Source organism: Erwinia sp. OLFS4 (assembly GCF_002752165.1).
Taxonomy (GTDB): domain Bacteria; phylum Pseudomonadota; class Gammaproteobacteria; order Enterobacterales; family Enterobacteriaceae; genus Izhakiella.
In genome coordinates, this window is record NZ_MOMB01000052.1 from 1 (window position 1) to 13,498 (window position 13,498).

A 13,498-nucleotide genomic window follows, 5' to 3' on the forward strand; every position below is an offset into this window, starting at 1 on the left:
TAAGCGTAAGTGAGTTGAAACACGCGGTGGCAGTCACGGCAGCGAAATCTGTCATAGCCTTTAGGGTTCTGACCATGGCGGTAAACCTGAACAGACTGACAACGGGGACAATGAACGTTAACGCTGGCCATAAGAGAACCTCAAAAGCCCGCATTATACATCAGATTCAACCAATTAGAGGCATCACCAGGTGGCGGCTGGCTGGTTGCCGTCGGTGGAAACTGGTATCACTTGCTGGCAGGTATTGGCAGCATTCTGGCTGGTATTCTGATATTACGACGACGTACTGCCGGCGCTTATTTATTTGCGCTGGTTTTCGTCGGTACCTTACTCTGGACGATAGCGGAATCTGGCCTTGATTACTGGGGCTGGGTGCCGCGTTTCGATATTATGCTGCTGCTGGGAATTATTTTTGCCTGGCAGCTGCCCGCGCTGCGTCCGGGCACCAGTCGCCGCTTTTCCAGAGGGCTGACCACGGTGCTGATTCTGGGGCTGGTGGTGGCTGCCGCTCTGCCTTTTGCCCCGCTGAATGTGACAACCGCCAGCAATGTCCCGGAAGCTGGTAGCGAGTCTTTTGCCACCGATACCGGCAGCGGTAAAGCCTCCAACCCCGATGCAGGCGACTGGTATACCTACGGCGGTTCACTGGCATCACAACGCTTTTCCAGTGCCAGTCAGATCACCCCTGAAAATGTGAAAAACCTCCGGCTGGCATGGCAGTTCCGCACCGGTGATTTGCCTCAGTCACGTTGGGGCGCGGAAAACACCCCGATTAAAATCGGCGATACGCTATATACCTGTACACCGCATAATCAGGTGTTTGCGCTGGATGCTGCCACAGGTAAACAGAAGTGGCATTTTGATCCTAAAGTTAGTGATAAATCCATTCCCTATACTGCAGCTTGTCGTGGTCTGACGTGGTATGACAGTCAAACCAGCAGTCACGTCACCAGTGGTCAGAACACCGCCAGCGTGACGCCAGCCGCCGCTGGCGGTCAACAGAGCGCCTCAGCCTGTAGCCAGCGTATTATTCTTGGGACGCTCGACGCCCGGGTGATTGAACTGGATGCCAGTACCGGAGAAGTTTGCCGTGATTTTGGTGATCAGGGTACGGTGAATCTTGCTGCGGATATGGGTGAGGTGTACGACGGCTACGTGGCAATCAACTCTGCGCCGGTGGTGATCCGTGACACGTTGGTGGTTGCTCATCAGACCATTGATGGGCAGCGTGCCTTTGGACCGCCCGGTGTGATTAAAGCGTACGATGTCCGCAGCGGCAAACTGAAGTGGGCATGGGACGCGGCCGCTCCGGATACCAGCACACCGAAAACCGGCCCTGATGCCTATAAACGCGGTTCACCCGACGTCTGGACTTCTTTTACCGGTGACGACAAGCTGGGACTGGTTTATCTGCCTCTGGGGAATTCTTCCGGTGATTACTGGAGCAGTTCGCGCACCGAGGCAGAAAATAAATATGCCGTGTCGCTGACAGCCATTAATGTTGAAAGCGGTCTGCCGGTCTGGTCATTCCAGACGGCGCATAAAGATGTCTGGGATTACGATCAGGGTTCCCAGCCAACCTTAATTGATTATCCGGCAAAAAACGGTGAGAGAATCCCGGCAATGATTGTTCCGACCAAGCAAGGGGAAATTTATGTGCTTGATCGGCGTAATGGCAAATCGCTGTTCGGGGTGGAAGAGCGCCCGGTCCCGGGAGGTGGGGTGGAGCCTGACTCACGGTCGCCGACTCAGCCATATTCGCTGTTCCACCATCTTAGCAAGCCCGACCTGACGGCGAAGGATATGTGGGGGCTGACGCCTTTCGATCAAATGGTATGTCGCATTCAGTTCCAGAAAGCGGCCTATAAGGGCCAGTACACGCCGCCGGAATCTGAGCGCCATAGTATTGAATATCCAGGATATAATGGCGGATCGGACTGGGGCAGTGTGGCTGTCGATCCGCAGCGTGGCATTATCATTGCCAACTACAATGACATGCCAAACTACAATATTCTGGTGCCGCGAGCCAAAGCCGATGCGCTGGGATGGAAACCCCGCGATCAGATTCCTTATAACCCGCATGATGTTGGCCATGCCGAAGGGGCCGGCGATCCGCAAATTGGCGTGCCTTATGCGGTTAATGTCAATGCTGGCTGGCGTCTGCCCTTTACCGGTATGCTGTGCAAACAGCCGTCTTATGGCGGTATCCGTGCCATTGACATTCGCGATGGTCGCACGATCTGGGATCGTCCGTTGGGTACCGCACGTCGCAATGGGCCGTTCGGCTTGCCGACCGGGTTGCCAATCAATATTGGCACGCCGAATAACGGCGGTTCGGTGGTAACCGCCGGTGGACTGGTGTTTATCGCCGCGGCGACCGACGACCTGATCCGCGCGATTGATATTAAAAGCGGTAAAACGGTCTGGAGTACGCCGCTGCCTGCCGGTGGCCAGGCAAATCCGATGGTTTATACGCAAAATGGTCGGGAATATCTGGTGATTGTCGCGGCGGGTCATCATTTTATGGAAACGCCGGCCGGCGATTACGTGCTGGCTTATGCGCTGCCGGAAGGTCGCTGACAGATGGCAGGATAGTAAACCGGGCGCCAGGGAAGGCGCACTAAACTGGCCGCAGCGTTTTGCTTCTCTGCACGGCAGGCCGCGGCGATGGCGGTTAGTTGCATACAGAGGGCGTTTTGTCGCTGATACGCCGTGAGTGCGTTAGCCATTCCCGACTTTTTCACTCTTCCCCCCTCTTTTTTTCTCCGGCAGCGCCGATAGTAACTATAGCCCCTGGCCTTAATGCGCCACATGGCTGGCCGCCTGCGCGGCATTTTGTGCACGAACAACCAGCAATCAGAGAGAAGGGCATGGATAATATTCAACGAGACATTGATGAACGTGCCAATCTGGCGCTAACCAATAAATTTGAACTTCTGCTGTTCAGGCTGGGGGTCAACGCGGCAAAAGAGACGGCGGAACTGTACGGTATTAACGTGTTTAAGCTGCGGGAAATCGTGCCAATGCCGGAAATTACCAAAGCCGCAGGTATGGTATCACCGCTGCTTGGCATGACCAGCATTCGCGGACAGATTATCCCGGTGATTGATTTAGCGGCGGTTGCCGGCTGCGTGCCTGAAAGCGGACATAATTTGCTGCTGGTCACCGAATATGCTCGCAGTACTCAGGCTTTTGCCATTGAATCTGTTGATGACATTGTGCGGCTTGAATGGCGTCAGGTTCACCAGGCTGAAATTGCGCTGAACGCGAAATATGTGACCAGTATTGCTTCGCTGGAAGGGATTTCGGGCGATGAAAAAGGGCTGGTGCAAATTCTCGATGTCGAGCAGGTTTTGCATGAAATCATCCCATCGATACGGGAAGTGGACGATGACAGCGTCGTGCAGGACAGAACCATTAACATCAAGCCTGGATCCTGCGTCATCGTCGCTGAAGATTCAAAGGTTGCACGCCAGATGCTGGAAAAGGCCATGAGGGTGATGAAACTGCCGGCGATCATGCATGCCACCGGGCTGGAAGCCTGGAAACATATTCAGCAGATTGCCCGTGAGTCTCTGGAAAGCGGTCGCCCGGTGAGCGACAAAATTGCTCTGGTATTAACCGATTTAGAAATGCCAGAGATGGATGGTTTTACCCTGACACGCAGTATCAAAGGGGACAAGGTGCTGGCGGGGATCCCGGTAATTATCCATTCATCCCTTACCGGCAGCGCTAACGAAGAACATATTCGTAAAGTGCGTGCGGATGGCTATGTGGCAAAATTTGAAATCAATGAGCTGTTTACCGCCATTAAAGGCGTTCTTCAGCGCTGAGGTCGCTGACGTCCCCGGCTATGCATGTTTGCAAGTCATTACTAACATTGTCGTTATATTCATCAGCGGGCCGGGGAGAGCGGTTGCCCCGATGCGGAGAAACCCGCACCGCTAAAAGCCGAAAGCTGTCACTGCAGACCCTTGATTGTCTGGTCATCTGGCGGGTTATCATTGCCGCTGCGGCTGTTGTGACGATGCTGTTTATGCCGGTACATTTTGTTATCACTCTGCTCCAGAAGCTGCTCAAGCGTGAGTGGGTGCTGCGGATCGAAGCCGACAACACCATGAGAAAAGTTCAGCTGATAACGGCGGTTAAGGTTCTCTGCTTGCTGGTGCAGATAGCGGGTGAACGTTTCCAGCAGCGCTTCTGCTTTATCCTGTGGGGTATCATGAAACAGGACCACAAATTCGTCGCCGCCAAGCCGGGCAAACAGGTCAGCATGGCTGAAAATTACCTTCATGGCATCGGCAAAATCCATCAGCGCCCGATCGCCTTCCCGGTGTCCCAGCGTGTCGTTAATGGTTTTAAATTTATCGAGATCGAGAAACGTCAGGCTGGCATGAATGCCGCGCAGCTGACATTGATTCAGCATCATCTGGCCCAGGGTAATAAAGCCACGCCGATTGGTGATCTGCGTCAGCTCATCTGAGGTTGCAGCCTGAAAGGCGATCAGTTCAGCTTCTGCCATCGACGCCAGATCGCGCAGGGTGTGATTATCGTCTTCACTGAAGCGGCGTGGCTTACTGTCAAACAGGCACAACGTGCCGACACGCGCACCGCCAGGTGTGCGCAGCGGACAACCGGCGTAAAAACGGATGTGCGGGATTTCGGTGACCACCGGGTTATCGTGAAAACGATCGTCTCTGCGGGCATCTTCTACCACCAGTACGTCGTCACGCAGAATCGCGTGCGCACAAAAGGTATTTTCCCGTTCAATGGGTTTCGGGTCATAGCTGGCAGAGGATTTCAACCACAAATAGTTATCTTCCAGCAGTGCGACCACTGAATTGGGAACGTTAAATAAGCGTTTTGCTAACCGGGTGAGGCGATCAAAGCGCTCTTCGGCCGGCGTATGCAGCAGGTTGAGGGCACGCAGTTCACGCAGCCGGTACTGCTCATCGGCAGGAGTATCAGGTTTTTTCATAACCGGAACCTTATTACGCTTGTCGGAATGGGGAGCAGACTGCCTCAACGGGTCAGTAGTCTCCGTTCAGAGTAATCGTTTTTATCCGGATTGCCATCATTCCGGGCAAAAAAACAGCAATGCAGGCAAAAGTTTCCCCCGTTAACCGGGGGAAGGTCAGGTCATTATTCGCTAATGGTCGGATGCTGCTGGACCAGTACTTTGCGTTTTGCTTCCAGCTCGTTAATCTGCGCATCAATATCTTCAATCTTGTGCTCGATATTGTCATGATGCTCTTGCAGGATTTCGCGGGCTTCCTCCATGTCAGAAGCGGCAGGTGCCGCGCCGCGCAGAGGCTTGTTGGCAGTCTCTTTCATGACAATGCCGGTAATCAGGCCAATAACGGCAATCACCATCAGATAATACGCCGGCATATAGAGATTTTCGGTAGTCTCAACCAGCCAGGCCGCTGCGGTGGGCGTCAGGCCGGCGATCAGAACCGAAATATTAAAGGCACTGGCAAGCGCACTGTAGCGGATGTGGGTGGGAAACATCGCCGGCAGCGATGCTGCCATCACCCCGGTAAAGGCATTCAGTACGATTGCCATCAGCAGCAGGCCGACGAAAATCAGGCCAAGTACATTACTGTTGATCAGCATAAAGCAGGGAATGGCCAGAATAAACAGGGCGATACTGCCAAAAATGACGAACGGGCGGCGACCGAACTTATCGCTCATCAGCCCCATAACCGGTTGCACAAACAGCATGCCGATCATCACCGCGATGATAATCAGCACGCCGTGATCTTCACTGTAATGCAGGTTATGTGACAGATAGCTCGGCATGTAGGTAAGCAACATGTAGTAAGTCACGTTAGTGGCAATAACCAGGCCAACACAGGTCAGCAGACTTCGCCAGTGGCGGGAAGCCACTTCCTTAAAGGAGATCTGTGGGCCCGCTGCCAGCCCTTCGCGGTCACCTTGTTCCAGTTTATCCACATGCTGCTGAAAAGCCGGCGTCTCCTCCAGCGCATTGCGCAGATAAAGACCAATCATGCCAAGAGGTAGCGCAAGGAAAAAGGGAACGCGCCAGCCCCAGTCGAGAAATTTTTCCTGGCCGACAATGGTCGAAATGACCACTACCACCCCAGCGCCGAGCACAAAGCCGGCAATAGAACCGAAGTCCAGCCAGCTTCCAAGGAAACCGCGTTTACGATCGGGTGAGTATTCGGCAACAAAAATTGATGCGCCGGTATATTCTCCTCCCACCGAGAAGCCCTGGGCCATTTTTGCCAGCAGTAGCAGAATCGGTGCCCAGATGCCAATGGAGGCAAAAGAGGGAATCAAACCGATAGCAAAAGTGCTAAGAGACATAATGACGATGGTAATGGCGAGAATTTTCTGGCGGCCGTAGCGATCGCCCAGTGCGCCAAAGAACATACCGCCGAGCGGGCGAATTAAAAAGGGAACTGAGAATGTTGCCAGGGCGGCGACCATTTGCACGCCGGGGTTGGCATCGGGGAAAAAAACCTGGCCCAGTGCGTAAGCAACAAAGCCGTAAACGCCAAAATCAAACCACTCCATTGCATTACCGAGCGCGGCGGCAGTAATGGCTTTTCGTAACTTCGCATCATCTATAATAGTGATATCTTTTAAGCCAATTGGTTTAACACGCTTCCTACGTAACTTCATATCAAACACCCTGTAGTTACAAATCCTGTGAAAATCCGGTAGAACTTTCCTGCCATGGTTATCCATAGTGGATGAACCAGAGAATCGCCGTAAGGCTTGAGGTTAAAAACAGATCTGAATGACATGATTTATCTTCAATTCATCAGGTCAACAGCGCGTTATCTTAACGTTTTCCTTCATGTTTGCATAACGCCTCAAGGTGATGAACCGCTATTTCCAGATTTACCGCCGGTTTTTTTATCGTCAGCAGAGGGTGAACTGTGCGGCAGGATTTTTTAGTAATCTTTTGTAATTATAGCTTTTTTTTGATTATTTTTTGCAGCATGGCCCGATGTGTGCAAGAAAGAACATCAGCCAAAACAGGCTTGTATGGCAACAAAGTAACAACGAAAGTTACGTTTTTATCCTGGGGTTTTGCTGTCAGGTGGAAAGGTCGGCGGATTTTTTAACCAGCGCATTAAGGCGTCACTGCGCATGGGATGTGCGTACAGATACCCCTGGATATAAGCGACGTTGCGTTGCTGCAAATAGTGAAGCTGGATCGGGGTTTCGACCCCTTCAGCTACGGCCTGTAATGCCAGTTTGTGACTTAACTGAATGATAGTATCGAGCACCGGTGTTTCACCCTCGATATCCTCAATAGCAGCGACAAAGCCTTTATCAATTTTCAGATAATCAAGCGGGAACGTTTGCAGGTATGAGAGCGTACAGTGGCCGGTACCGAAATCATCAATGGCGACGTAAAATCCTTCACGACGTAACTCATTCAGCTTGCCAATCACCGCCTGGGGGTCGCCAATCAGGCTGCGTTCGGTAAGTTCCAGCAGGATTTTCAGCTGCCGAGTGTGCAGCGCCATATGGCGGGCAAACCGGCGGATATCGTCAAGAAAACTTTCATCCTGCAGGTGCTCCGCTGCAACGTTGAGCGCAAGGTGAAAGCCGTCCGGAACCTGCCAGCCAGCGCTGTCGCGGATGATTAAAGAAAGCAGATGGCGGGTTAACGGGATGATCATCTGTTCCGCTTCCGCTGCGGCAATAAACATGTCGGGATTTACCCATTCACCATTAGGTCGTTGCCAGCGTAACAAGGCTTCCATACCGCTGGCTGTTCCGGTCTGGTTAGAGTAAACCGGCTGGTAAACAACGAAAAATTCATCTCTGGCGATGGCCCGGCGCATTTCATCGCGAAAAGAATGCCTGCGTTGCAGCCAGTTGTTTGCCAGCAGAATAAAAATCAGGGCCAGAATGATGCCAAGCGACAGGAAAGTCAGCAGTAATTGCAACCAGATACGGATAAATTCGCTGGCGGAAGCGTCCACACTCAGGGTGATGGGATAACGTGCGGAATGCAGCGTCAGATGAAAATTGTGCCAGAGCAGGGTGTTGTCTGGGGCCAGCTGGCTATTGCGAATGGCATAGCCGTCACCAACCTGCAGGCTGAATACATCATTCTGATGGCGACCGACGGCATTCATAAAATCAAGCAGATACTGACCATCAATAATCACGTAGCTGCCACTGCCATCCTGATTACGCTGTACAAACAGGATGGCCGGACGGTTAGGGACACCATAGGTTCCGGCAATCGACAGGGCGGATACCTGACCGGCTTGCAGTGAAAACCAATCGGGTACCAGGCTGTTTAGCGGCCTGACAAGGGAGCCATAGGCAGATGAACACAGGATCTCATGATGTTCAAACAAACCGATGGAGCGAAAATAGGCATTAAGATTGCTAATGCGCTGAATATCAATCAGCACTCTATTACACGGCTGAGCGGAAAACGGTTGCAGCCGATTAAGCATGGCTGCGGCGCGATCGCTTATCTGTTCACTATGATTCATCAGACTTTCGCCGATGCTGCTCATATGATGGCTAAGCTGATTGCGAGCCGCGAAATAACTGAAAATCAGGCTAAGTAAAAGCGGTAATAACACCGCAGCCAGTAGCGACCAGTGTCTGACAATTGGCTTAGAGATCCGTTGTTTCACGGCAGATTCCTCGCTCTGAACCGCAATCATAGCATGACACTGTCAATCTGTCGGGGTTTAGGATGCCGGGCAAGCGCCGGTTATTAAAAAATTGATGCGGCGTTTAATCTTAACCCGCGCAATAGCATTTGCTGATATTCCCTGTTATCGCGCATTGATAACGCCATCGGTTCAGGGGCGACCATTACCCAGTAAAATAGCCAGTTTGCTGCCGCCCGGCGTGGTTTCCATCAGGATTTTACACACGCTGGTCAGGGGGACGGACAATAGCATACCTACCGGACCAAGCAACCAGCCCCAGAAGATTAATGATAAAAACACCACCAGCGATGACAGGCCCAGTCTTTTACCCATAATCCTTGGTTCCAGCATATTGCCAAACACCATATGAATCGCGATAAACAGCAGCGCCACCAGTCCGGCCGTCAGCGGGGTATTCAACAGCAGTGTCTGGGCCAGCGGTGGGATACCGGCAATAATCGGCCCGATATTAGGAATAAAGTTAAAGATAAAAGCCACCAGTCCCCACAATGGTGCGAACTGAACGCCCAGAATCCATAGCGACAGCCAGACAGCAACACCGGTACACAGGCTGACCAGGGTTTTCAGCGCCAGGTAGTGAGTAACCCCTTTCAGTGCGCGATGTAAACCGGCAATACGAATCCGTGGATTCACCAGCGCAAAACGCAGTTTATAAGGCAAATGATGCACTTCCAGTAGCATAAAAATAACGGTCATCAGCAGCAAAACGAAACCGGACATGACGCCGGAAAACTGGCTAAGCAATGTTGATGCCATACTCACCAGAGTATTGGGATCGAGCCGCTGAGCCAGCGCATCGGTGGACACGTTAAGAGGGAAAGGCGCCGCCAGACGCTGTAACCAGTGCATGCGATGCGCAATTTGCGTTTGTAGCTGAGGATAAATTTCGCTGAATTCATGACCCGATCCCGCCAGCACTGCACCTATCAGCGCGAACAGTATCAGTACCACCAGCATCACCAGCGCAATGGAAATGCCACGGCGCAGACCGTGGCGCATCAGCCATGACACTAACGGATTGAGAACAATAGCAATGAACAGCGAAAGTAAAAACGGTACCAGAATTGTCGAGGCAGCATGAATACCCGCGAGCAGAATCACCAGCGTTGCCAGTTTTATCATCAGGTTCTGTCCAATCCGTTCTTGCTGGGGTACCGTCATTCGCGTTCCTTATTTACAGGGTATGCCGCTAAAGTGTAGAGCTTTCTGCGGGCCGCGTTTTCGCGCCGGTCAGTAACGGATTAATCTCATCGACGCTGACTGCGCTGCATAAGGCCGATGGCGGTCAGCATTAACAGCAGCCCGACTAAGGCGGCCAGACTGGCCATCGCCATGCCCTGTCCGACCGACCCCTGTTCAAACTGGCGCCAGACAAACACCGAAATGGTCTGGGTACCGGCCGGGGCCAGCAGCAAGGAGGTCACCAGCTCCCGCAAGGCAACGGCAAAAACCATCAGCATGGATGCCAGCAGACTGGGAAAAATCAGCGGCAGAATAATCAGTCGTAGTGTGTTTAGCAGGCTGGCTCCATGCACCCGTGCGGCCGCTTCAAGGTTGCTTCCCAGCTGGCGTAGCGCACTGCTGATATAACGTACCGGCCAGGGTAACAGCAGGCAGCAGTAGGAGAGCAGCAAAATAAGCGGACTGTTATAGGGGGTGAAGGGCCAGAAAGGCTGATTCCACAACAGGATCAGGCCGACGCCGACCACCACGCCCGGTAGTGCTGCCGGTAGCAGGGAAAGTGCATCAATAAATGCCCCACAGCGTAAGCGGCGGGTGACAACCAGCCAGGCACTGATCAGCCCTAGTGCGCCGGCGATAAAGGCGGATGCCAACGCCAGGCCAATACTGGTTGTCAGTGCCTGTAACGCTTCACCCTGCTGTGAAAAAAGCAGGGAAAAGTGGCGCAAGGTAAAATTTTCGCTGCTGATGCCGCCTGAGAGCGTGGACAAAAACGCTGTCAGTAGCATGGAGGCCATGGGTAGCGCTACCGCCAGCAGGGCAACAAGCGTAAACAACAACACTGCCGGTACCGTCCAGCCTGCCAGCGTGATTCCCTGATTTTCCGTCGGTTTACCCGTAATACTGGTCACCTCTTTCTTGCCGATCAGCTGACGTTGCACTATCCAGCCTGCCAGTGCCACCAGCACTAACAACAAAGAAAGCAGTGCCGCGCCGGAGAGATCGATTGGCCAGTCCGCCAGCTTTTTCTCAATTGCGACCGTCAGCATCAGTACCCCTGAACGGCTGCCCAGTGCGGCAGGTACACCGTACTCCTCAATCGCCATGGTAAAGGACAGCAGCATTCCTGCTGCCAGCGCCGGCAGCAGCATTGGCAGGGTGATATGCCAGAAAGCGCGACAGGCGCTGGCGCCGTGTACCCGACCGACGGTCGCCAGGCGCTGTCCGCTGGCCAGCAGGCTGCGCGAGACGGCAAAATAGACCACCGGAAAAATATTCAGCGTCATCACCAGGATAACTCCCGTTGCACTGAACAGCAGAGCGTTCAGATCGAAACCGATCAGCTGGGCCAGATAACCATGGGGCTGTAGCGCCAGTATCCAGGAGAGCGCTGCAATATAAGGCGGCGTCAAAAATGGGATCAGAAACAGCAAATCCCACCAACGTGCCGCCGGTAAATTGAACAGTCCGCGCAGTACGCCCAGCGGTAAACCTAATAGCGCGCTGGCCGTGGCAACAGCAAGACCAATACCGAGGGTACCGCCGAGCAATGCCCCGGATTGTCTGTCATGCCAGAGTACCAGCAGAGGCGTAAAAGCCCCGCGCAGCGAGCCTTCACTAAACGCCGGAAAGATGGCCTGTAGCAGAATAAATAACAGCGGTAGTGCCACCAGCAGTATCAGCAGGCCGATGGTCAGAATAGTGATAGCGTGGATTTTCACGACGGCGTCCTGAAAAGGCGGGTAAATACCCGCCGCAGCCTGAAGATTAGCGGGAAAAAAGCCGGTTAAAACGTTGCAGAACCTGTGCGCGATCGCTGCCGCCCTGATTACTGACGGGCAATAGCTTCAGGTCACGTAACAGCGGGCGCTTTGCGTTAACGTCTGAACGGGCCGGCATCAGCCACGCATCCGCCACCATTGACTGACCTTCCGCAGAGAGAACATAGTCAATAAAGGCTTTCGCTTCGCTGGCATAGCGGGTGCTTTTCAGGATCATCATAGGGCGCGGCGCCGCGACGGTCCCACTGGCCGGAAAAATCACCTTAATGGCTTCTCCGTCTTTAATGTTCTTATAGGAGACATAATCCACCGCGCCAAACACCGCAGCTTTAGCACCCTGCATCACCGGTGTGACCGCCTGTGCATTGGGGCCGCTGATGACCATTCCGTTATCTTTCAGCTGGTTGAATAATTGCCATGCCTGATCATCAAGGCTGTTTTGCAGACCGATTAACAGATCAAGTGAGGCGCCGGAAAGCGCCGGATCCGGGGTCGTGACTTTGTCTTTAAATGCCGGAGTGGTCAGATCCTGCCACTCTTTCGGTTCCGGAGTGCCGCTGCGGGTATTCCAGACGATAGCCAGTGCTGATATCCCCTGTGCCACATAATCCGACGTTTTCAACGCAGCAGGGACCTGTTCTGCATTGGCACTTTGGTAGGGCAGGAGCCAGCCACGATTATGCAGCTCTTCCGCAGTATCCCAGGAGGCGGAGATCAGAATATCTGCCAGCGGATTCGCCTGTTCGGCCTCCAGGCGGGCCATAACCTTCCCGGTGGTTGCCTGAAAGATATTGACCTTGACGCCGGTTTTTTTCTCATAGCCTGCGGCAAGATTTTTCGCCAGTGAACCGGGACCGGCAGTGTAAACGGTCAGCGCGCGCGCCTCATTCATCATCATGGCGGAGGTCAATATCATGGTGAAGATCGCTCCTGTTTTATACTGGCTTAACCATTTCATGCAGATTTCCCTGTAGGTAAAGTAGCGGTTTGGATGGCCGTAACCTGGCCGGAGGAGAGTTGCACAATGCGATCGGCCAGTAGCCCGGCTTCATGACGGTCATGGGTCACGTAAACCGCCGTGGCGCCCAGCTGACGTAGTAACACGGCAATTTCGTGGCATAGTTCTTCGCGCAAGGTGCTATCAAGATTGGACAGTGGCTCATCAAACAACAGTGTGCGTGGTCCGGCCACGATGGCGCGCGCCAACGCAACACGTTGCTGCTGACCGCCTGAAAGATCCGACGGTTTTCGCTTAGCCATATTTGCCAGGCCAACCCGGCTTAATGCCGTTTGCACGCGCTGCTGGCGTTGCGATGACGGAATTTTTCGCATCCGCAAAGGGAAATCAACATTTTGCGCGACCGTCATGTGGGGCCACAGGGCGTAGTCCTGAAAAACCATGCCTAAATCACGTTGTTCAGGTGGCAGCATCCCGCCGGCGCTGGCAACCAGCCGATCGCCAAAGAATATTTCCCCGCATTGCGGCTGCAGCAAACCCGCCAGCAGTTTCAGGAGCGTACTTTTTCCACAGCCGGACGGCCCGAGTAAGGCGACCACTTCACCTGGTTCAATCGTCAGGCTGAGGGCATTGAGCACCTTATTGCCGGCAAAAGCGTAATCAATATTGTGCAGTGAGATACCGCCAGCTGAGAGCGTCATACCGTCACCTGACCGCAGGCAACAGGGCACGCCAGAGCCGCAGTCAGCATCCGGCAGGGGGCTCTCACCTGTGAGAAAGACAGGGGAGTCGACATGTTTTTATCCTCTTTGGGATTTGATGGAGCGCAGTATAGAGAGGCTGTATGAAGGTTTTATTAAATGGCGGTGAGGCGTGGCCGGGACTTTGTGGGTTAA

10 protein-coding genes are annotated in these 13,498 nt (G+C 53.4%); 2 read left to right on the top strand and 8 right to left on the bottom strand.

Annotation, left to right across the window (positions count from 1 at the left end; genetic code table 11):
• Positions 1 to 131, bottom strand: a 131-nt coding sequence (locus BL249_RS12220; protein ID WP_342633895.1) for an IS1 family transposase, incomplete at its 3' end; no start/stop codon positions are given.
• Positions 132 to 159: 28 nt separating this feature from the next.
• On the opposite strand from BL249_RS12220, the gene BL249_RS12225 reads away from it, so the two are divergent.
• Together BL249_RS12225 and BL249_RS12230 are read left to right on the top strand one after the other, a co-directional pair.
• Entirely contained in the window at positions 160 to 2,580 is a 2,421-nt protein-coding gene (locus tag BL249_RS12225; protein WP_099704960.1) for a membrane-bound PQQ-dependent dehydrogenase, glucose/quinate/shikimate family, read from the top strand.
• Positions 2,581 to 2,870: 290 nt separating this feature from the next.
• The gene (locus BL249_RS12230; RefSeq protein WP_099704961.1) at positions 2,871 to 3,833 is read left to right on the top strand and encodes a chemotaxis protein; all 963 of its coding nucleotides are present in this window, start codon (positions 2,871 to 2,873) and stop codon (positions 3,831 to 3,833) included.
• Positions 3,834 to 3,961: 128 nt separating this feature from the next.
• Here the strand turns inward: BL249_RS12230 and BL249_RS12235 are convergent, their stop codons facing one another.
• The 7 genes from BL249_RS12235 to BL249_RS12265 all read right to left on the bottom strand — a co-directional run bounded on the left by BL249_RS12235 (position 3,962) and on the right by BL249_RS12265 (position 13,303).
• Entirely contained in the window at positions 3,962 to 4,978 is a 1,017-nt protein-coding gene (locus tag BL249_RS12235; protein WP_099704962.1) for a sensor domain-containing diguanylate cyclase, read from the bottom strand.
• 164 nt (positions 4,979 to 5,142) lie between these two features.
• Positions 5,143 to 6,648, bottom strand: coding sequence for a glycine betaine/L-proline transporter ProP (gene proP, locus BL249_RS12240; protein ID WP_099704963.1), 1,506 nt, complete (start codon positions 6,646 to 6,648; stop codon positions 5,143 to 5,145).
• 401 nt (positions 6,649 to 7,049) lie between these two features.
• Complete coding sequence (locus tag BL249_RS12245) at positions 7,050 to 8,639, bottom strand: EAL domain-containing protein (RefSeq protein ID WP_241898884.1); 1,590 nt, start codon at positions 8,637 to 8,639, stop codon at positions 7,050 to 7,052.
• A 171-nt stretch (positions 8,640 to 8,810) separates the two neighbouring features.
• Positions 8,811 to 9,842, bottom strand: coding sequence for an AI-2E family transporter (locus BL249_RS12250; RefSeq protein WP_099704965.1), 1,032 nt, complete (start codon positions 9,840 to 9,842; stop codon positions 8,811 to 8,813).
• Between the two features lie 86 nt (positions 9,843 to 9,928).
• Entirely contained in the window at positions 9,929 to 11,584 is a 1,656-nt protein-coding gene (locus BL249_RS12255) for an ABC transporter permease (RefSeq protein ID WP_099704966.1), read from the bottom strand.
• Positions 11,585 to 11,630: 46 nt separating this feature from the next.
• Entirely contained in the window at positions 11,631 to 12,602 is a 972-nt protein-coding gene (locus BL249_RS12260) for an ABC transporter substrate-binding protein (RefSeq protein ID WP_099704967.1), read from the bottom strand.
• Positions 12,599 to 13,303: an ABC transporter ATP-binding protein gene (locus BL249_RS12265; protein WP_099704968.1), complete on the bottom strand. Its 705-nt coding sequence runs from the start codon at positions 13,301 to 13,303 to the stop codon at positions 12,599 to 12,601. Before BL249_RS12265 ends, BL249_RS12260 begins: the two co-directional genes overlap by 4 nt.
• Positions 13,304 to 13,498: the final 195 nt, after the last annotated feature.